The sequence below is a fragment of the Pseudomonas azotoformans genome, assembly GCF_900103345.1.
GTDB lineage: Bacteria > Pseudomonadota > Gammaproteobacteria > Pseudomonadales > Pseudomonadaceae > Aquipseudomonas > Aquipseudomonas azotoformans.
Genome location: NZ_LT629702.1, coordinates 2,777,245 through 2,798,127, shown reverse-complemented (window position 1 = coordinate 2,798,127; position 20,883 = coordinate 2,777,245). Strand labels below are relative to the sequence as shown.

The window sequence follows — 20,883 nt, the reverse complement described above, 5'->3', positions numbered from 1 at the left end:
GATTCGAGCGGGCGCGGAGAATACTGGCTCCCAGGCCTGGGCTCAAGTGCGCCGTTACAGCGCGCGCGGGGCGAGAATGGGGCACGGCTTGTGACCGGCCCCAGGTGAAGGGTGTGCATGTTGATGTTCCCTGTTTCGTTATTGTTTTTGTGCGAACGAAGGAATCAATGCGTAGGAGCAACGGCAGGTCGTTCAGAACCGCCGAGAATGTTGAACAGGATATTCAGCGACAACGCGCTGAGCGTGGCCATGGCGATGCCACTGTGGGTAATCGGGCTCATCCATAGCGGCAGCTGCGCGAAGAACTCCGGGCGCACCACCGGGATCAGGCCCATGCCGATGCTCACCGCCACCAGCAATTGGTTGCGCCGGTCGGCGATATCGGCTTCCTGCAGGATCTTGATCCCGGTCGCCGCCACCATGCCGAACATGGCAATCGCCGCGCCGCCCAGCACCGCCGGCGGGATCGACGCGACCAGGTACGCCGCCTTGGGCAGCAGGCTGAGCACGATCAGAAACGCGCCGGCCATCATCGTCACCGAACGGCAGCGCACGCCGGTCATCTGCACCAGGCCGATGTTCTGCGCGAACGAAGAGTGGGTGAAGGTGTTGAAGAACCCGGCGAAGAATGACGCACCGGCATCACACAGCAGGCCACGGCGCAGCATCTTCGGCGTGACGTCCTGCCCGGTGATCTTGCCCAGCGCGAGGAACATCCCGGTGGACTCGACAAAGATGATCACCACCACCAGGCACATCGACAGGATCGGCGCCAACTCGAATTTGGGCATGCCGAAGTGCAACGGCGTCACCACCTGCACCCACGGCGCCTGGGCCAGGCCGCTGAGGTCGACCATGCCGATAGCACCGCACAAGGCGTAGCCCAGGCCCATGCCGATCAGCACCGAGATGTTCACCCAGAAGCCACGCATGAAGCGGTTGATCAGCAGGATGGTGGCCAGTACCAGCGCGGCAATCGCCAGGTAGACCGGTGAGCCGAAAGTCGCGGCGGCACTGCCACCACCGGCCCAGTTCACTGCCACGGGAAACAGCGACAAGCCAATCGCAGTGATCACCGTGCCGGTCACCAACGGCGGAAAAAAACGTACGACCTTGGACATGAACGGTGCGATCAGCATGCCGAAGAACCCGGCAGCGATGGTCGCACCGAAGATGCCCTGCAGGCCGATACCGGGCATGCCGGCCATGGCGACCATGCTGCCGACGGCGGCGAAACTGGCGCCCATCATCACCGGCATGCGGATGCCCACCGGGCCGATGCCGAACGACTGCACCAGGGTGGCGATGCCGGCCACCAGCAGGTCGGCGTTGATCAGAAAGGCGATTTCTTCACGGCTGAGGCCTGCGGCCTGGCCAATGATCAAAGGCACGGCGACGGCGCCGCCGTACATCAGCAAGACGTGTTGCAGGCCTACCAGAATCAGTTGCAAGAGGGGCAGCCGCACCAGGGCGGGTGCGGCGGGAATCTGCGGTTCGGCTAACTCGGTCATGCAACACCTCGGATCTTTTTTATTGTTGTGTTGTTCGGCATTCAATTGCCATTTGAAACGCGATCGGTAAATCGGCGCAAATCCCCTGTGGGAGCGGGCTTGCTCGCGAAAGCGGTGTGTCATTCAACTGATCAGTGACTGAACGATCGCATTCGCGAGCAAGCCCGCTCCCACATTTGGATCTGCATCAGGCTGTCAGTTTGTGCGGGCTCCTTGATTGATCCAGGTGCCAATCAAATCCCGCTCCTGCTGGGTCATCTGGGTGATGTTGCCCAGCGGCATGATCTGGCTCGCCACGGCCTGCGCCTGGATGCGCGCCGCCTGCTGCTGGATCTGCGCCGGGGTGTCGAACATCACGCCAGCGGGTGCGGTGCTGAACAGCGGGCTGGTGGGCTTGGCCGAGTGGCATACGGCGCAGCGTTCCTGGATTACCCCGTGGACCTTGTCGAAATCAATCGTCGCCTGGGCCGGCGCAGGTTCAGCGGCGGGTGCGGCAGGTGCAGCCGGTTTCAAGCCACCGCCCAGTGCTGTTTCCGGCAATGGTTGGTACTCGATGGCCGCTGGGGCCTTGGCCACTTCGGCCACCGGCTTGGGGCCGGTCACGTAGGCCAGACTGATCATCGCCAACGCACCCACCGGCAACGTCCACGCATACTTCTGGCTGTTATGCCGGGTGTTGAAGTAGTGACGCACCAACACCGCCGCCACCGCGATGCCCGCCAGGATCAGCCAGTTGTATTGGCTACCGTAGGTGCTCGGGAAGTGGTTGCTGATCATGATGAACAGCACCGGCAAGGTGAAATAGTTGTTGTGCCGCGAACGCAGCAAACCTTTGGCCGGCAGTGCCGGGTCCGGCGTGCGGTTCTCCGCGATCGCCGCCACCAGCGCGCGTTGCGCCGGCATGATGATGCGGAACACGTTGCCCACCATGATGGTGCCGATCACTGCACCCACGTGGAGGTACGCACCACGGCCACTGAACACTTTGCTGAAGCCGTACGCGGCGGCGATCAACAGCACGAACAGGATGAAGCCGAGCAGGGCAGGGCGCTTGCCCAGCGCCGAGTCGCAGAGGAAGGAGTAGATGAACCAGCCGGCGAACAGTGAGCCAATGCCCAGCAATACGCCTTCCGGGCCACTGAGGCTGCTGCCCGGGGCCAGCAGGTACAAGGTCGGGTTCCAGTAGAACACCACGCACAGTAGCGCGATGCCCGACATCCAGGTGAAATAGGCTTCCCATTTGAACCAGTGCAGGTTGTCCGGCATGGTCGGCGGGGCCAGTTTGTATTTTTCCAGGTGGTAGATACCGCCACCGTGGATCGCCCACAAGTCACCGGCCAGGCCGCTCTTGGGGTTGACGCGATTGAGGTTGTTTTCCAGCCAGACGAAGTAGAAAGAGGCGCCGATCCACGCGACGCCCGTGATCATGTGAACCCAGCGCACGCTCAGGTTCAGCCATTCCATCAAATGTGCTTCCACAGTCTTTACCTCTCGCCTGTCACCCTTGTTGTCGGGTGATCAGACCTTCTCTTATTGGTGGGGGGCGAGGATCAACCGCTCATCCTCTTTGAAAAAATGCTCATCGCAGTTATTGCCTGTGCCACTGCGATCAACCACCAGGAAGTCATCCCGCTTTTCGATCGTCAGCACCGGGTGGTGCCAGACGCCGCGATGGTAATTAATGCCCTGCCTGCCGTTGGTGACGAAGGCGCGGACCAAGCCTGATACAGGTGCATCGCCAAGTGGCGCGACCACGATCAGAAAGGGGTTGCCGAGCAGCGGTATGAAAGCCTGGCTGCCCAGCGGGTGTCGTTCCAGCATGCACACGGTCAGCGGCATGTCCTGCGCGTCGGCGCGGAAGATGCTGATGATCGCGTTGTCCTCCGGCGTCGCGGTTTCCACCGTCGCCAGTTTGTGAAAGCGCATGGTCGACCCGTTGTTGATCATGAAGTGATCGCTGCCATCGGTTTCGATAACGTCTCCGAAAGGGGCGAAGGCTTCTTTGGTCAGGGGTTCGATCACTAGTGTGCGCATGGCTGTCTTCTTATCCGAATTTTGTGTTGTTTGTTCTGGCGCCTTCGCGAGCAAGCCCGCTCCCACATTTGGAGTGCATTCCCCTGTGGGAGCGGGCTTGCTCGCGAATGGCATCACCGCTTACTTCGAAACCTTGCCCAATACACGCAGGCGGCTCACACCGCCATCCGGGAATACGTTCAGGCGGATGTGGGTAATCGGCCCCAGCGCCTTGATCTGCTCGGCGAAGGTATGTTCGGCGTGCATTTCCAGCTTCTGCGCCGGCAGCAGTTCGCGCCAGAACAGTGATTGGGTTTCGATCTGGCTGTCGGTGCCGCCCTTGACGAACGCGCCCTGGATTGAGCAGGTGTCCGGGTAGTTGCCCTTGAAGTGCAGGGTGTCGACGATGATCTTCTCGATCTCGCCCGGGTGGCCCAGGGCGACGATTACCCAGTCATTGCCCGGCGTGCGACGACGCGCGGTTTCCCAGCCGTCGCCCATGTTGATGCCACGGCCGGGGTTGAGGATGTTGCTCATGCGGCCGAAGTGTTCATCGGAACAGGCCAGGGCACGGCCACCGTTCAAGGCCGCAGCCAGGTCGACCTGTTCGTTGTCGCCCACCGAGGACCAGTCGCGGAACGGCACCCCGTACACGCGCAGACGCGCCACACCGCCATCCGGGTAGATGTTGAAGCGCAGGTGGCTGAAGGCCTGGTCGTTGTTGATCTCGTGGTAGTGGTGGCTGTTGCCTTGCAACTCGACGGCCGACAGCACTTCGACCCACTGGGTGTTGTCATCCGGCTCGCCCGAGGCCAGGAAGCAGGCTTCCAGGGAGGCCGATGGCGGGAAGTTGCCGGTGAAGAATGAAGTGTCGATGTCCACGCCTTTGATCGAGCCCGGCACGCCCAGGCGGATCACTGCGCTGTCGTAGCCTTCGAAGCGCTTGCGGCGTGACTCCCAGCCGTCCATCCACTTGCCGTTGTCATCGAAAACGCCCTCCTTCCACACGGCCGGGGTCGGCTGGAACAGGCGGTTGGCATCGGCAAACCAGTCATCGGTGACGGAGATGATCTTGGTGCCCAGGCGGGCGTCGGCCAGGTTGACGAACTTCTCGAAAGGTACGGCGTAAGCTTTCATTCTTCTTGTCTGCCTTAGATAGAGTGGCTGGGGATGGTCGTTTAGAGGGTCAGTAAACGGAACAACGCGATCTTGTTGATCTCGGCCAGTGCACATTTGAACTCGGCGTCGACCGAGTTGTGGATGCGCGTTTCGAATGCGGCGAGGATCTGGTGCCGGTTGCTGCCTTTTACCGCCATGATGAAGGGAAACTTGAACTTGGCCTTGTAGGCGTCGTTCAGCTCGGTGAAGCGCGAGAACTCTTCGGCCGTGCATTGGTGAATCCCCGCGCCAGCTTGCTCATCGGTGCTGGCTTGGGTCAGTTGGCCCTGGACGGCGGCTTTGCCGGCCAGGTCCGGGTGAGCGACTACCAGCATAAGCTGGCTGGCATGATCAGCGCTCAACAGGATGTCGCTCATGCGCTGGTGCAGGGTCTCGATCTGGTCGATCGATGCGCCCTGGCCCAGGTCGAAGGCCTTTTCGGCCACCCATGGCGAATGTTCATAGATATCGGCGAAGGCAGCGACAAACGCATCGCGGCTCAGGCTCGAGGGTTTCAGGCTCTGGAACGCAGTCATTTGGCCGCTCCCGTGTAGGGGTGGGTTTGCTGCCAGTGGCGGGCAATGTCGACGCGACGGGTGAACCACACCTGCTCATGGCCTTTGACGTATTCGATAAAGCGCTTCAACGACGCCAGGCGCGCCGGGCGGCCGATCAGGCGGCAATGCAAACCGATGGAAAGCATCTTCGGCGCCTCGGCCCCTTCGGCGTAGAGCACGTCGAAGGCGTCCTTGAGGTACTCGAAAAAGTCATCGCCCTTGTTGAAACCCTGCACCTGGGTGAAGCGCATGTCATTGGTGTCCAGGGTGTAGGGGATCACCAGGTGCGGCTTGCCGGTGGGGTTGTTGGGTTCCCAGTAGGGCAGGTCGTCGTCGTAGGTGTCGCAGTCATAGAGGAAGCCGCCTTCCTCCATCACCAGCCGCCGGGTGTTGGGGCCGGTGCGCCCGGTGTACCAGCCCAGTGGGCGTTCGCCGGTGAGTTCGGTGAGGATGCGGATGGCTTCGAGCATGTGCTCGCGCTCCTGGGCCTCGTCCATATATTGGTAGTCGATCCAGCGGTAGCCGTGGCTGCAGATCTCATGGCCGGCGTCGACCATGGCGCGGATCACATCCGGATGGCGCTGCGCGGCCATGGCCACGGCGAAGATGGTCAGCGGGATGTCGAATTCCTTGAACAGCTTGAGGATGCGCCACACGCCGGCACGGCTGCCGTATTCATACAGCGACTCCATGCTCATGTTGCGCGCGCCTTGCAGCGGCTGGGCCGAGACCATTTCCGAGAGGAACGCTTCGGATTCTTTGTCGCCGTGCAGGATATTGCGCTCGCCGCCTTCTTCGTAATTGAGTACGAAAGACAGCGCAATGCGCGCCTTGCCCGGCCAGTGGGGGTGAGGAGGGTTACTGCCGTAACCGATCAGGTCGCGTGGGTAGTCAGCGCTCACTGCAGTCTTCCTTCTTGTTCGTCGTAATAGCGATGAGTGATTGTATACAACTTATCGCCGACTTTGTAAGCCCGCATTTCTGCATTTTTTCCGCAGGCACCCTCGGAAGGCTATTGCAATAAACTTGCCCAATCGGTCAGCTAATGCACAAAAAGTTCCTTGTAGCAGCGAGCTTGCTCGCGAAAAACCTGAGGGCAACACTTTTTATCCTGAGAGCCCACGTTATCGTTGGCGTTTTTCGCGAGCAAGCTCGCTCCTACAGGGATACGAGGATTTGTTAAATTTATTGTGTACAATTTTTTTGGAAAGTGTCTTAATCAGTAATCACCGGCTTTTTCGATGCCCTGAAAAAGTGCGGATCACTTTTCTTCTGACCACAGGAGGCGCGTAGACGCCATGGGACGCTTGACCACACACGTATTGGACGCCGCACATGGCTGCCCCGGCAGCGCAATCAAGGTTGAGCTGTACCGCGTCGAAGGCGCGCAGCTGGAACTGGTGGCCACCGCGCAGACCAACAGCGATGGCCGCTGCGACGCACCGCTGCTGCAAGGTGACGACTACCGCAGCGGCGTGTACCAATTGCAGTTCAGCGCCGGTGATTACTACCGCGCCCGTGGCGTGCAACTGCCGGAACCGGCCTTCCTGGATGTGGTAGTGCTGCGCTTCGGCATCAGCGCCGAGCAGGATCACTACCATGTCCCGCTGCTGATTTCGCCCTACAGCTACTCCACCTATCGCGGTAGCTGAGCGTCACCTCGCTTCACACCCCCAAAGCTCTTCGTTGGTTTCGCCCGCGCACACTGCGGGCTTTTTTTCGTCTGGCGCTTGTCGACACGACCGTTCAATTATGTGGCGCACACCTCAGAGGGATGAGGCCTAGGCTCGGCGTCTTTCGTACAAGAAGACGCCGTCATGAGCTCTGATCCCCTTAACCCCACAGTCTCAGCACCGGACACTGTCCCCGTCGAAACCTATGATCTCGACAGCCCCATTCAGGCCAGCGAGGCCCGTGATCAAGCCGTCCGCCGCTTGCTGACGCGCCGCCTCAACGCCTCTGCCCAGCCCAGCCGGTTGATCAACCAATGGCACCTCGTGAACACGCGCTGTATCGAATCTTCAAAGGCGCTCAAGCGTCTCATAGGCAGGGCGCCACGGCTGTTGCGGGTGATTCGTTTCGCGTTGCAGGAAGCCTTTGGCCTGGACCCGGACAACCTGCTGTTCACCGAGCCCACGCCGCCACGTCCCGCGCAGAAAGTCGACAGTCTGACCGAGCGCGCGCTGGCGTTGTTCAGCGATCCGTCCTTGCCGATCAACCTTAACCAGTACACCGCACTGAGCCTCAAGGACGACCCTGCGCGCACACTGCCTTTTACCGCCCTGCAGGCGCTGGAGCGGGTCAAGGGGCTGGGGTTGATGGCTCGGCTCGACAACCAGGTGCGTGAATATTGGCAGTATTTGGCGTACGGCTCGTGGTTGACGCGCCAGGCGCGCTGGGTTCAGTTGCGCAAGCGCTTGTTCATCGACGCGGGCTTCCTGGCGCACCAGCTGGATGAACTGTCGGATGCGGGTTGGGTATTGGTGCAGCAGGTGGCGGACGCGCCTTCCGGCGAGGCGCGCAAGTGCGCTGGCGGCGATTGGGCTGGCGTGCGCGTCAGCACAGTGCTGTGGCCCGGTACGTTTCAGACGGCGCTGGCCATTCCCGGCGCCCTGCACTTGTGCCGTGAGGGCGCGGCGCAGCAGGCGCCCCACGTGATCTATCTGCCAGGGATGGCCCGCGCATTCTATGAGTTCAGTGCATGGGAACAGGTGCAATGCGGTCTGACGAGCCTGCTGAACGGCGCGTTGTTCAGTGTCCTGTGGCAGTGCCTGCCGCTTCGCCGTCGCCACGAAGCCTGTCGCGGCGAGACGCGGTTGGCGCGTGGCGCTGCGCTGACCGGCGATGCCTTGCAGCACAGTGCAATCGCCGTGCTTGATGCGCAATGGGACAATGAACTGGCGTGTGCGTTGTCGATCAATCACGCGACGGTAGCGGCGCCGGCTTCACCGGGGCGTGACACGGCGCGCTTCCTGCGGTTTATCGAAAAAGGCCGGGACCGACTGGCGATCGCGGAGCACCTGGGCGCTTCCCTGGGGACCTTGTTGGGTTGGGATGCAACGCGGCGTGCGGCAGAAATCATCCTCGGCCAGCTGCCGTCCGGACTGGCCTTGCGCAGCCGCGAACAGCAGGTGGAGCGCTACGAAAAGCGTCTCATGACGCTGCTCGATCCACAGGACCCGAGCCGGGAGAACACGGCCTATGACGCATTGGTCACGCTCAATGGGCAATGGCAAGCACAGACTGATGCGGTGCAGGCCCTGTCACTCGGGCCAGATGAGCGCCTGCTGAGCCCGGCATTCTGGCTGGAACACCCAGACGACAGGCGCAACCGTACCACCTTGTTGTTGATCGCCCAGCGCGAGGCGTTGTTGCAGGAGGTGCAACGGTTGCAGCATTTGAAACTGATGGCCGAGGCGCCCTTGCAGCGCCTGGTCGAGGTGTTGAACAAGCCCCAGGCCAGCGATCGCAACGGCAGCGACACCTGCGTGCTGCGGGTGCTGTTGGGCGGCGAGGGGATGCTTGGGGCGTTCGTGGTGACGACGAAACAGGCCCACGCCACCCCGGTGCGGACGCAGCCGGTGCTGCTGTGTGTGGCCGGGCGCTTCGGCGGGCTGGCTGCATTCGACAACCTGGAGACGCTATCCGAGCGCCTGCGAGCCAGCCTGGGCAGTCGCGACGGCTCGCCCCTCTGGCAGTGCGTGGGGCGTGATCGGCGCCAGGCGCTGAAGACCGCGTCTGACATCAAGGTGACGTACGAAGTGCTTGAGGAACATGTGCTGCACCATGGGCTCACTGAACTGATCAACCACTACGCCAGGCTCGACCAGGGACTAGACCAGGGCTCGCGACTTTTCAGTGAAGTCCGCGACCCGGCGCTGGTCCGGATGCTGTTGGCCGCCGAGATGCGCGAGCACCTACAGGTGCCGGCGCATGACGCCGTGACCGAGGCTATGGCCAACCTGGAGCTGCTGCGGTTCGCCGCCGCCCAGGCGAAAAAACTGCCGGCATGGCTGGGCCAGGCGCAGGCCGATCAGCGCAATGCCTACCGACGATTACAGCTGCATTACCTGAGCAGTGCCCAGGCATTCGAAGCCAAGCTCTGGCGTGAATTGCCGGAGTTGGAGGCGTTCGCACGTAAGCTGCTGATCGCTCAATTGAAGCTGGATGGGTTGTACCCGGAGGTGGATATCGATCAGCCCTTGCTCGATATGCCCGATGACGTCAGCGCCTACTTCTGCGGGTGGACCAGCCAGTGCGCGGTGGGCGAGCGGGATATCAAGAAAGTCGTCAGTCCGCAACGCACTACATTCAGCCTGTTGCAGTTGGCCCTGCACAATCTGGATGCCCAGGCGCCCTGGACCGAATGGCGCTTGAACCGTGCGCGCTACCTGGCCCCGCAGTGGCAGCAGCGCTTGAATAGCCGTTACTTGATCAAGACCCTGGCAGCCCTGGATATCGGTGGGCGCTATGACACATTGATCCAGCAAGTGTTTTATCCGCCCGCTTCCGCGCCCCCAGCGTTGCCTGGTGGACTGGTTGACCGGGTGCTGCGCCAGCAGGCACGCATGCATGTATTTTCGGCGGCGCAGCAGGGCCTGGGTGCCAAGGCCCAGAGTGTGTTCAACACCCTGATGGCGGCGCAGGCGGTGGCCGATCTGAACCGCAATGGCCATCGCCTGCGACTGCACTTCGTGCGTCTGTGCGGCCATACCCTGGAACACGACCGGCATATCGCCGGGGTGCTGGTGACCCACGACGAATCGACAGGGTTGTGGCTGGTGTACTGGCCTGCCGCAGTGGACGGCCCGGCCATTGCCGAGTACACGAGCCGGGAGCAGGCTGTCGCTGCATTGAACAAGGCTTGGGCAACCCCGGCCAATGTGAAAGCCCTGGCCCATCGGGTGGCACCGGGGTGGGAGACGCAGGCCATCGCCAGTTACCCCGCCGCCGGCAGCGAGGGGGCGATGGTCGCCACGGGTGGCTCCAGGTTGGTGTTTGCCCCGGTGCGTGGTTTTTATGTGCTGGAAACGGTCGAGGCCATGGCTCGGTTCATTCGCTCGTTCAAGGTCAAACACCGCGTTCCGGCGGTGGTCGTGGAAGATATCCAGACGCAGATCAACGAACAGATCGCCACCGCCCCGAAAGCCTGGCTCGACTTCAGCACGACCACCGCCAGCCATGCGCTGGCCCTGCTGGCGCACGCGCGGATGTTCGAAATCCAGCACCGTGCACAGGGGCGAGCCGTATCGGCCAGGACATTGCAGGCCTACCGGCAAGAGCGCTTGGGCGAGCAACACGCGGCCACGTTGCGTGGGGTGCTGTCGTTCGTACCGGTGATCGGCCTGGGGGTCAGCCTTTACGAAATTCTGTTGGCGGCCAGGCGCTTTCATCACAGTCGCCAACCCGGTGATGCCGTGGACCTAGGGTTTGTCACACTGCTGGGCTTTGTGGATGTGCTGACCGCGTTCATTCCCGGGCCAAAAAGTGCGCGGGTGACAGGTGTGGCCGCCACGCGCGCGTCGATGCGCGGTGCCCTGGGCCGGCTGCACCGTCGTCATGGGTTGGTCGGCGGCGGGCTGTCTGCGCTCAAACCGTCGACGATCCTGCCGGCCAAGGCGTTGGAGCGTTTTCGCAAGGACCTGCCGCCAAGCGCAGCCATCGAGTTGCAGGGGCCGGGCAATCGGGGCACTTACGTCAAGGGTGGCGAGCAATTTGTGCTCGACGATACCCATCAATACCCGGTCTATCGACGCCAGGATGATCAGGTGCTGCGTCTCAAGCATCCGCAGGACGATGTGCAAAACGAGCTGATTCTGCACATCGAGGAACCCGGAGAGTGGCTGCTCGGCGCCGATGCTCCGCCAGCCCAGCCGCAGCCGGGGCCCAGTACCGAGATGTGGCGGCCCTGGGCCACAACCCCCAGCGCCCAGGAGTGGTCGCCGCCTTCTCATGCGATGCTGCAGGAACACGTGGGCCGCGCCGCTCATTTGCCAGGCGCGGGGCAGGGCTGGGGCTTCGATTCGCGCTGGGTGCTGACAGACCTGTTGCCCGAGCGCGGGATCTTCCGCGTGTCGGGCGGGGAGGGGGAGCGGGCCTTCGATGTGCTGCGCCAAGACGGGCGTTTGTTCCGGTTGCTGCCCGAGGGGACCAACTCTTCGTTCCAGAGCATTATCTTTCTCACCCGCAACCGGGCGCTGGCCCCTCAAGCGGCCACCGACATTCACTTCTGGTTGGGCGCAGGCTTCAGTGAGCAGCCGATTCCTGCGACGCTAGGCGCCGATGGCCTCTGGAAGGCGCGGCCGGTGCTGTTCCTGGAACCGCTGGAAAACACCATGGGCCGAGTGTTTCCGCGCATGAAGGAACTCAGTCGGCGCTTCGCCAGCGAGCGCTTGATCGAACTGGCTGACGCCGGTCGTGAGGTGACGGCCAGTCATCTGTTGACCATCCGCGCCACCCTGGACGACTGGCTCGCCCCCGGTGCCGTGGGCCACACCGATGACCTGTTGAAAATGTTGCGCCCCACCTACAGCCGGCGGCGCCTGGCTTTCTACATTGGCTATGAAGGCCGTTCACCGGGGTTTACACGCATGGACTTCACCCTGCCAGCGCCCCTCGATCCCTCCTGGCGCGTGAGCACCCGCGAAAACGCCAGTGCCAGAGCCCAGGTGGTGCAGGCGGTGATTGCCCAGATGCTGGAACAACAGGGGTTTGTCATCCGCTCGATTGAAAAGCGCATGGGCGGGCAGTACTCGGTGGATTACTTCTGCACGCACCCCAAATCCAACGCCAGGTACTACGTGCTCACGCGCTGGGTGAAGGACAGCACGGTCAACCTGCGGTCCGCCACCAGCGTGCAACTGACTGACGAATGGTTCAGGCGGCGCAGTGTGGCGCGCACTTATTCGGAGCATATGCCCGAGATCAGTCGGGCATTGAATCAGAACCGCCTGGTCAAGATCATTGCCGGTATCCAGTGGACATCGCGTTCCAACCCGACGGTGTTTTTCGTCAAGTTCGGCGGGGTCAGCTCTTGAGCAACGACAGCGCGCCTGCGCCACCGAACAGCCCGGCGCTGACCCGGTTGAACCAGCCCTGGCCCTTGCCACTGCGCAGGTAGCGCGCAGCGCCGTGGGCACTCAAGCCGTAGGCCAGCTTGCACAGCAGGTCGAGCACGGTCCAGGTGGCGATCATGATCAGCAACTGCGCCAGGAACGGCTGCTGGCTGTTGAGAAACTGCGGCAGGAACGCGGCAAAGAACAGGATGTCCTTGGGGTTGCTGGCGCCCAGCACAAACGCGCGCCCGAACAGGGCGCGAAAGCGTGGCGTCGGCGCGGCCTGCGGGACGTCGGCGCCCTGGCTTGGCTGGCGCGACTGCTGCCAACTCTGCCAGGCAAGGTAAAACAGGTACAGCGCGCCGACGATCTTCAGCGCGCTGAACAGATGTTCCGAGGCCAGCAGCAGGGCGCCCAGGCCCAGCGCTGAAGCGCTGAGCAGGCAGATCGAGGCGCTTACGCCACCGAGGAAGGCGGGGTAGGAGCGGCGCAAGCCATAGTTGAGGCTGTTGCTGATCATCAACAACGACAGCGGCCCGGGGATCAGGATAACCACCAATGCAGCGCCACTGAACAACAACCAGGTTTCCAGACTCATGCCTAACACCTCTTATAGAAATATGAATTTCGCGATGAAAATCGCGCACAGTACCCACAAGCTGACGGAAATCTCGCGGTACTTGCCGGTACCGGCCTTGAGGGCCACGTAGGTGATAAACCCCAGGGCAATCCCATCGGCGACCGAGAACGTCAGCGGCATCATGATCGCGGTGACAATCGCCGGGATGCTGTCGGTGGCTTCATCCCAATTGATATGGGCCATGCTTGCCATCATCAGCATTGCCACGTAAATCAGCGCACCTGCGGTGGCATAGGCCGGAATCATCCCGGCCAGCGGTGCAAAAAACATCGCGGCTACAAACAGCACGCCGACGGTGACGGCCGTCAACCCGGTACGGCCACCTGCGGCCACGCCCGCAGCACTTTCCACGTAGCTGGTCACCGGCGGAACACCGACCATGGCACCGAACACGCTGGAGGCACTGTCGGCCTTCAATGCGCGGGACAGGTTGTCGATCTTGCCGTCGGCATTGACCAATCCGGCCCGTTGCGCGACGCCCATCAGTGTACCTGCGGTGTCGAACATGTGTACAAAAAGAAAAGCAAATACCACGCTGATCATGCTGACATTGAATACACCCGCTATATCCATCGCCATCCAGGTCGGCGCCAGGCTCGGCGGCGTGGAGATAAAGCCGTTGTAGTGCACCAGCCCCAGGCCCCAGCCGGCCAGTGTCACGGCGATGATGCTGATCAGGATGGCGCCAAAAACCCGGTGGTAGCTGAGGATGGCGATCAGCAGGAAGCACACCGCCGCCAGCAATGGCGCCGGCTCGTGCAGTGAACCGAGCTTGATCAAGGTCGCCGGGCTTTCGACGATGATGCCGGCGGTCTTCAGGCCGATCACCCCGAGGAACAGGCCGACGCCGGCGCCCATGGCGTGGCGCAGGCTCACGGGGATGCTGTTGAGCAGCCATTCACGCACCCGCGACAGGGTCAGGAACATGAACAGCACGCCGGAGATAAACACGGCGCCGAGCGCGGTCTGCCAGGTGTAGCCCATGGTGCCGACCACGGTGTAGGTGAAAAACGCATTCAAACCCATGCCTGGCGCCAGGCCCACCGGCCAGTTGGCGTACAGGCCCATCAACAGGCAACCGAGTGCGGCGGCGATGCAGGTGGCGACGAACGCCGCACCGTGATCGATGCCCGCGTCGGCCATGATGTTGGGGTTGACGAAGATGATGTAGGCCATGGTGATGAAGGTGGTGAGGCCGGCGATCAGCTCGGTCTTCACTGTGGTGCCATGCAAGCGCAGTTTGAACAGGCGTTCCAGCCAGCCGTTTGGTGAGGGGGCAAGGTCCAGCGTCGAGGCTTCGGATTTGCGGCTATCCACAGCGAGTACTCCTCAAGCATTTTATTGTTATGGCCAGCGCCGAAGCGCTGAGAGGTACTGGCGGGTTTGTTGACCAATAGGTCAGGAACTCGCACGAAGCGAATTATGCTTTTGTATACAAATAAAGCAAATAATGTTTTCTATCTGCTGCACGAAAGAGATGAAAGGCAACCACACGATTGTGTGGTGAGCGGGCTTGCCCCGCGTTGGGGCGCGTAGCGGCCCCAGGAGAGTCACCACCGCATCAGGGTTGGTTGGCGAGCGCCTGATTCACCGCCAGCCACCCAACCACCGCGTCTTCGCCCGCGTCACTGAAGGCGCGTTGCAGCAACTTCACCTGCTCGCGGCGCAGTGACTGCTCGAAACGCAGGCCTTCCTCGGTCAACTCCAGCAGGCGTTTGCGCTTGTCTGTCTCGGACGCAACGCTGTTGACCAGGTGCATCTCCTGCAATTGACGCAGCGGTATGTTCAGCGCCTGCTTGCTCACGCCGAGCAGTTCCAGCAGTTCCTTGACGCTCAACGCCGGGTAGCGCGCAATGAAAAACACGATGCGCTGGTGCACCCGGCTCAGTCCACGGCGCTCGAGCATTTCGTCGGCTTTGGCGGTAAACGCCTGGTAGCCGAAGAAGAACGCTTCCATGGCGGCCTGCTGGGCGGTGGGGTTTTTAAGGTCAAGCATATTGACGTATCCGTGCGAGTCGTCGTAATTTCGGTCAACCAGTTTGACGTATTTCCCACAGTCTTCGCTACCGGTGACCCCATGGCCTTCTCTGAACGTGTTACGCGCCTCAAAAGCTCCCTGATCCGTGAAATCCTCGCGGCAGCCCAGCGTCCGGAAGTGATGTCGTTCGCCGGTGGCCTGCCGGCCGAAGCCATGCTGCCTGCCTTGAACTGGGACGACATGCCGCTGAACATCGGCCAATACGGCATGAGCGAAGGCGAACCGCAGCTGCGCGAACTGCTCGCCGCCGAGGCGCGTGCCCTGGGTGTACCGTGCCAGGCCTGCCAGGTGCTGGTGGTCAGCGGTTCCCAACAAACCCTGGACCTGGCGGCCAAGCTGTACATCGACAAGGGCACCCAGATTCTGTTGGAAGGGCCTACCTACCTGGCCGCGTTGCAGATCTTCCAACTGTTCGGCGCCGATTGCCTCACTGTGCCACTGGAAGCCGACGGCCCGGATCTGGCCGCGTTGCGTGCCAATCTTGAGCGCCATCGCCCGGCCTTCATCTACTTGATCCCAACGTTCCAGAACCCCTCGGCCGTGCGCTACAGCGAGGCCAAGCGCGAAGCCGTCGCCGCTTTGCTCGATGAGTTCGGCGTGACCCTGATCGAAGACGAACCCTACCGCGAGCTGACCTTCGACGGCGGCAGCGCCAAACCCATCGTCGGGCGCTTGAAAAAAGCCAGCTGGATCTACACCGGCACCGTGTCCAAGACCCTGTTGCCGGGGCTGCGCGTGGGCTACCTGATCGCCAGCCCGGATCTGTTCCCGCACCTGCTCAAGCTCAAGCAATCGGCGGACTTGCACACCAACCGCGTCGGCCAATGGCAGGCCATGCAGTGGATCGGCACGGAGCACTACCAGCAGCACCTGGCGCAACTGCGCAGCTTTTATCGCGAGCGCCGCGATGCTTTCCAGTCGGCGCTGGAGCGTCACTTCGCCGAGTTGGCCGACTGGCAGGTGCCCCAGGGCGGTTTATTCTTCTGGCTGACCTTGAAACAGCCGCTCGACACCCGCACCTTGTTGGCTCAAGCGCTCGACCAGGACGTTGCGTTCATGCCCGGTGAACCGTTCTTTTCCGAGCCCGACCGACACCTGGGTTCGTTGCGGCTCAATTTCAGCCACATCGACCCGGCCCGTTTGGATGAAGGTCTCAAGCGCCTGGCCGCGGTGATCCGTCAAGCACAGCACGCGCAAGCGGCATAAGGGGAGCCCCATGTACAAGGTTTATGGCGATTACAAGTCGGGCAACTGCTACAAGGTCAAATTGATGCTCAGCCTACTGGGCATTCCCTACCAATGGATCGATGTGGACATCCTCAAGGGTGACACCCAGACCGCCGAGTTCCTGGCGAAGAACCCCAACGGCAAGATCCCCGTGCTGGAGCTGGAAGACGGCACCTGCCTGTGGGAATCCAACGCGATCCTCAACTTCCTTGCCGATGGCAGCGAGTTCCTGCCCAGCGAACCGCGCCTGCGTACCCAGGTGTTGCAGTGGCAGTTCTTCGAGCAGTACAGCCATGAGCCGTACATTGCGGTGGCGCGGTTTATCCAGTTTTACCTGGGCCTGCCCGAGGATCGCCTGGAGGAATACAAGAAGCTGCACAAAGGCGGTTACAAGGCGCTCAAGGTCATGGAACGCCAACTGCAACTGACGCCGTACCTGGTGGGCGAGCAGTTCTCCATCGCGGATGTGGCGTTGTATGCCTATACCCATGTGGCGAATGAGGGTGGTTTTGACTTGGACGCTTATCCGGCGGTGCAGGCTTGGTTGAAGAGGGTTGCCAGCCATCCCAAGCATGTGGCCATGCTCGGTTAAACCTGTGGGAGGGGCTTGCCCCCGATTGCGGTGTATCAGTCAACTGATGTGTGACTGACACTCTGCTATCGGGGGCAAGCCCCCTCCCACATTCAGTTGTTCGTTCAGCAAGTCGAAACAACGCTGCGCCGCCGGGCTCAGGCCCATCCCGCTGCGAGTGATCAAGCCGATCTCGCGGTTCACCCCGGGATGATCGATGGGCATGCGCTTCAACCCCGCCAAGCTGTCCGCCGCCGATTCCGGCAGCACACTGATCCCCAACCCCTGGCGCACCAGCGCCAATACCGTCGACATGTAGTTGGCTTCCATGCCCGCGTTCATCGTCAGGCGTGTCTGATCGAACAGTGCATCCACTTGCTCGCGCACGCTGCTGTCGCGGCCGGTGAGGATGATCGGCTGGTCCGCCAGTTGCTCCAGGGTCAGTCGGCGATGGCGGGTGAGGGGGTGATCCACCGGCACGAACGCACACAGGCGATCGTTCAGCACCGGCACGAATTCCAGCCCGTGGCTGAGCCGAGCGCGCACACCTACGCCGAAATCCACCTCGCCGGAACGTACCTGGGCATGAATGCGATGGGCGACCAGGTCATGCAGGCGTACTTCGATTCCGGCAAAACGCTCGCGAAACAGGCGCAGCACCGGCGGCAGGCTGCCGGCACAGACCGAGGGCAGGGCGGCGATGGTCACCACGCCTCGGCGCAACGCCGCCAGGTCGCGGGACCCGCTGACGATGTTGTCCAGGTCCAGCAGCAGTTTTTCCATCGGCCCGCGGGCCTCCTGGCCGGCGACGGTGATGCTGACGTGGCGCGGGCTGCGGTCGAGCAAGGCGACGCCGAGCCAGTCTTCCAGTTGTTGCACCTGCACCGTCAGCGCAGAAGGCGACAGATGCAGCTCATTGGCCGCCTTGGTGAAACTGCCAGTACGGGCCACCGTAAGAAATGCCTGAATGTGTTGGATACTGTTCTTCATTTTGTTTTTCCGAACACTAACGGGTGAATATTCCAATTTACAAAGACTAACCTGCTTCCAATACTCCAGGGAAAACAATAACCGGCCAAAAAGGCCGCTCTGGAGTAACCCATGCTCGCTACCCTGGGTGTCATCACCATCCTGTGCCTGCTCGCTGCCGTCATGAGCAAACGCCTCTCGCCGCTGGTGGCCCTGATCGCCTTGCCGATCATCGCCGCACTGCTCGGCGGGTTCGGCCTGCAAACCAGTGCCTTCATCATCACCGGGATCAAGAACGTCGCCCCCGTGGTCGGCATGTTCGTCTTTGCGATTCTGTTTTTCGGGATCATGACCGATGCCGGCATGCTCGACCCCATCATTGATCGCATCCTGCGCACGGTAGGGACGCGTCCTACACGCATTGTTGTAGGCACCGCGACCCTTGCGCTGCTGGTGCACCTGGACGGCTCCGGCGCGGTGACCTTCCTGGTGACGGTGCCGGCCATGTTGCCGCTGTATACGCGGCTGGGCATCGATAAACGCATCCTCGCCTGCGTCTGTGCGATGGCCGCCGGGGTCAACTTCCTGCCGTGGACCGGGCCGGTGTTGCGTTCGTCCGCCGCCCTGCATGTGCCGGTGGCAGACCTGTTCCAGCCGCTGATCCCGGTGCAGATCGTCGGCCTGATCTTTGTGTTTGCCTGTGCCTGGTGGCTGGGCCGTCGCGAAGAAAAACGCCTGGGCCTCGGCGCCGGCTCCACGGTGGATGCGGTGCCGCAACGGGTGCTCAGCGACGACGACATCAAGCTGCGTCGCCCGCGCCTATTCTGGGTCAACCTGATCCTCACCGTGCTGGTGATGGTGGTGATGATTGCCGGCTGGGTCGACCCAGTGGTGATGTTCATGCTCGGCACCGTAGTGGCGTTGTGCATTAACTACCCGAACGTGGATGCCCAGCGTGCCCGCATCGATGCCCATGCCAAGACCGCTCTGACCATGGCCAGTATCCTGCTGGCCGCCGGGGTGTTCACCGGGATCATGCAAGGCACCGGCATGCTCAAGGCCATCGCCGAAGTGGCGGTGGCGCAGATTCCGGCGGGCCATGGCAAGTTGATCCCGGCGGTGGTGGGCTTCATTTCCATGCCGTTGAGCATGCTGTTTGACCCCGATTCCTACTATTTCGGCGTAATGCCGGTGATCGCCGAGGTCGGCAAGGCCCTGGGTGTCGATCCACTGCAAGTCGCCCAGGCCTCGTTGCTGGGGGTGCACACCACCGGTTTCCCGGTCAGCCCGCTGACGCCCGCGACCTTCCTGTTGGTGGGCCTGTGCAAGGTCGAACTGGCCGATCACCAGCGCTTCACCATTCCGTTTCTGTTTGCCGCGTCGGTGTTGATGACCCTGACCGCGTTGCTCCTGGGAGTGATTTGAGATGAAAACCTTGCGCATCGGTTCTGGTGCCGGCTATTCCGGTGACCGTATCGAACCTGCGGTCGAGTTGGCCGAACACGGCGACCTGGATTACCTGGTATTTGAATGCCTGGCTGAACGCACCATCGCCTTGGCGCAACAGGCGCGTATCAGCGATCCGCAGGGCGGTTACGATCCGCTGCTGAGTGAGCGCATGCGCCGGGTGCTGCCGTTTGTGGGGGTGCAGACCGGGCGCCGTCGCCTGCGGGTGATCACCAATATGGGCGCGGCCAACCCAGTCTCGGCGGCGGCCGAAGTGCGGCGAATTGCGGGTGAGATGGGCCTGGATCTCAAGGTGCTCGCTGTGGTGGGCGACGATGTGTTGACGCTGTTGCAGCCTGATTTTTTGTTGGATAACGGCCAGACCGTCGGCTCTTTGGGCGAACGGTTGATCTCTGCGAATGCCTACCTGGGCGTCGACGGCATTCTGCAGGCGTTGCACGCTGACGCGGATGTGGTGATCACCGGGCGCGTGGCCGACCCCTCGCTGTTCCTGGCACCGCAGATGTTTGAGTTCGGCTGGACGGAGGATGATTGGCAGCGCTTGGGGCGCGGCACCTTGGTGGGGCATCTGCTCGAGTGTGCCGGGCAAGTCAGCGGCGGCTATTTTGCCGATCCGGGTTTCAAGGATGTGGATGACCTGGCGCGCCTGGGTTTCCCGCTGGCCGAGATTGATGCCGACGGTGAAGCCGTGATCACCAAGGTCACCGGCTCCGGTGGGCGGGTCAGCCGTGCCACCTGCACTGAGCAACTGATCTACGAAGTGCATGATCCGGCCGCGTACCTGACGCCGGATGTGACCGCCGACTTTTCTCAGGTGGGTTTTGTCGAGGAGGGCGCTGATCGTGTTCGTGCCCAAGGTGCTGGGGGGCGCTCGCGTCCCGCACAGTTGAAGGTGAGTGTTGGCTATCTGGACGGATGGATCGGTGAAGGGCAGATGTCCTACGGTGGCCCCGGTGCTGTCGCACGGGCACAGCTGGCGAGGGATGTCGTGCTCAAGCGCCTTGAGTTGATGGGGGTAAAGATGCAGGACGTGCGTGCCGAACTGATCGGCATGGACTCGCTGCACGGCCCGCGCAGCACGGTGGAGCCCTGGGAAGTGCGCCTGCGCGTGGCGGCTCGCTGTGAAGAGCGCAGCGAAGCGGTGCGCGTCGGCAACGAAGTGGAAACCCTTTATACCAACGGCCCGTCCGGTGGCGGCGGCGCGAGCAAGAGTGTGCGGCAGGTGGTGGCGGTGGCGTCGTTGCTGCTGCCGCGTAATGCGGTCAAACCGAGGATCGAAGCATGAAGCTGCACACACTGGCCCATTCCCGTACCGGGGATAAGGGCGACACGTCGAACATTTCGATCATTGCCTATCGTGCCGAGGATTACCCATTGCTCTGCGCACAGCTGACGGTTGAGCGCGTGGCCGCGTTCTTTGCCGACCAACTGGAGCCAGGCGCCGCACCGGTGCGGCGCTATGAACTGCCGAACGTGCAGGCATTGAACTTCGTGCTGCCGGGCATTCTGCGCGGCGGTGTCACCCGCTCGCTGGCGCTGGATGCCCACGGCAAGTGCCTGGGCTCCGCGCTGCTGGACATTGATTTGCCAATACTGAACTAAATGTGGGAGGGGACTTGCCCCCGATAGCAGAGTGTCAGTCACACATAAGTTGACTGATACACCGCCATCGGGGGC

Annotated in this window: 17 protein-coding genes; 7 read left to right on the top strand and 10 right to left on the bottom strand. The window is 62.1% G+C overall.

Going from position 1 to position 20,883, the window contains the following annotated elements:
* Positions 1-164: 164 nt before the first annotated feature.
* From BLR69_RS12400 to puuE, 6 genes are all read right to left on the bottom strand, one after another.
* Positions 165-1,511 carry a nucleobase:cation symporter-2 family protein gene (locus tag BLR69_RS12400; RefSeq protein ID WP_058424646.1) on the bottom strand — a complete coding sequence of 449 codons (1,347 nt, stop codon included), beginning with the start codon at positions 1,509-1,511 and terminating at the stop codon, positions 165-167.
* A gap of 195 nt (positions 1,512-1,706) precedes the next feature.
* Entirely contained in the window at positions 1,707-2,990 is a 1,284-nt protein-coding gene (locus BLR69_RS12395; protein WP_071492744.1) for a urate hydroxylase PuuD, read from the bottom strand.
* A 51-nt stretch (positions 2,991-3,041) separates the two neighbouring features.
* The gene (locus tag BLR69_RS12390; protein WP_071492745.1) at positions 3,042-3,545 is read right to left on the bottom strand and encodes an ureidoglycolate lyase; all 504 of its coding nucleotides are present in this window, start codon (positions 3,543-3,545) and stop codon (positions 3,042-3,044) included.
* A gap of 120 nt (positions 3,546-3,665) precedes the next feature.
* The gene (gene alc, locus BLR69_RS12385; RefSeq protein WP_071492746.1) at positions 3,666-4,661 is read right to left on the bottom strand and encodes an allantoicase; all 996 of its coding nucleotides are present in this window, start codon (positions 4,659-4,661) and stop codon (positions 3,666-3,668) included.
* Positions 4,662-4,702: 41 nt separating this feature from the next.
* On the bottom strand, positions 4,703-5,218 hold the full coding sequence (gene uraD / locus BLR69_RS12380) for a 2-oxo-4-hydroxy-4-carboxy-5-ureidoimidazoline decarboxylase (RefSeq protein WP_071492747.1): 516 nt from the start codon (positions 5,216-5,218) through the stop codon (positions 4,703-4,705).
* Positions 5,215-6,141: an allantoinase PuuE gene (gene puuE / locus BLR69_RS12375; protein WP_071492748.1), complete on the bottom strand. Its 927-nt coding sequence runs from the start codon at positions 6,139-6,141 to the stop codon at positions 5,215-5,217. Before puuE ends, uraD begins: the two co-directional genes overlap by 4 nt.
* A 396-nt stretch (positions 6,142-6,537) precedes the next feature.
* On the opposite strand from puuE, the gene uraH reads away from it, so the two are divergent.
* Together uraH and BLR69_RS12365 are read left to right on the top strand one after the other, a co-directional pair.
* Positions 6,538-6,891 carry a hydroxyisourate hydrolase gene (uraH, locus tag BLR69_RS12370; RefSeq protein ID WP_015885122.1) on the top strand — a complete coding sequence of 118 codons (354 nt, stop codon included), beginning with the start codon at positions 6,538-6,540 and terminating at the stop codon, positions 6,889-6,891.
* 165 nt (positions 6,892-7,056) lie between these two features.
* Positions 7,057-12,276, top strand: coding sequence for a dermonecrotic toxin domain-containing protein (locus BLR69_RS12365; RefSeq protein WP_083365804.1), 5,220 nt, complete (start codon positions 7,057-7,059; stop codon positions 12,274-12,276).
* On the opposite strand, the gene BLR69_RS12360 is transcribed toward BLR69_RS12365, so the two are convergent.
* The 3 genes from BLR69_RS12360 to BLR69_RS12350 form a co-directional block, all read right to left on the bottom strand.
* Positions 12,266-12,892, bottom strand: a complete 627-nt coding sequence (locus tag BLR69_RS12360; RefSeq protein WP_071492749.1) for a LysE family translocator — start codon at positions 12,890-12,892, stop codon at positions 12,266-12,268. The genes BLR69_RS12365 and BLR69_RS12360 overlap by 11 nt on opposite strands.
* 12 nt (positions 12,893-12,904) lie before the next feature.
* Positions 12,905-14,251 (bottom strand): NCS2 family permease, encoded by a 1,347-nt coding sequence (locus tag BLR69_RS12355; RefSeq protein ID WP_071492750.1) that lies wholly within the window; start codon positions 14,249-14,251, stop codon positions 12,905-12,907.
* Positions 14,252-14,495: 244 nt separating this feature from the next.
* Positions 14,496-14,930 (bottom strand): MarR family winged helix-turn-helix transcriptional regulator, encoded by a 435-nt coding sequence (locus tag BLR69_RS12350; RefSeq protein WP_071492751.1) that lies wholly within the window; start codon positions 14,928-14,930, stop codon positions 14,496-14,498.
* 81 nt (positions 14,931-15,011) lie between these two features.
* On the opposite strand from BLR69_RS12350, the gene BLR69_RS12345 reads away from it, so the two are divergent.
* On the top strand, positions 15,012-16,178 hold the full coding sequence (locus tag BLR69_RS12345) for an aminotransferase-like domain-containing protein (RefSeq protein ID WP_071492752.1): 1,167 nt from the start codon (positions 15,012-15,014) through the stop codon (positions 16,176-16,178).
* A gap of 10 nt (positions 16,179-16,188) precedes the next feature.
* Entirely contained in the window at positions 16,189-16,791 is a 603-nt protein-coding gene (locus BLR69_RS12340; RefSeq protein ID WP_071492753.1) for a glutathione S-transferase family protein, read from the top strand.
* A 39-nt stretch (positions 16,792-16,830) separates the two neighbouring features.
* Here the strand turns inward: BLR69_RS12340 and BLR69_RS12335 are convergent, their stop codons facing one another.
* The gene (locus tag BLR69_RS12335; RefSeq protein WP_071492754.1) at positions 16,831-17,760 is read right to left on the bottom strand and encodes a LysR family transcriptional regulator; all 930 of its coding nucleotides are present in this window, start codon (positions 17,758-17,760) and stop codon (positions 16,831-16,833) included.
* Between the two features lie 111 nt (positions 17,761-17,871).
* On the opposite strand from BLR69_RS12335, the gene BLR69_RS12330 reads away from it, so the two are divergent.
* The 3 genes from BLR69_RS12330 to BLR69_RS12320 are packed head-to-tail and all read left to right on the top strand — an operon-like array spanning position 17,872 to position 20,808.
* A complete protein-coding gene (locus tag BLR69_RS12330; RefSeq protein ID WP_071492755.1) occupies positions 17,872-19,164 on the top strand; it encodes a CitMHS family transporter in 1,293 nt (430 codons plus the stop codon).
* Between the two features lies 1 nt (position 19,165).
* Complete coding sequence (locus BLR69_RS12325) at positions 19,166-20,491, top strand: acyclic terpene utilization AtuA family protein (RefSeq protein ID WP_071492756.1); 1,326 nt, start codon at positions 19,166-19,168, stop codon at positions 20,489-20,491.
* Positions 20,488-20,808, top strand: coding sequence for an AtuA-related protein (locus BLR69_RS12320; protein ID WP_071492757.1), 321 nt, complete (start codon positions 20,488-20,490; stop codon positions 20,806-20,808). The genes BLR69_RS12325 and BLR69_RS12320 overlap by 4 nt, the downstream gene beginning before the upstream one ends.
* Positions 20,809-20,883: the final 75 nt, after the last annotated feature.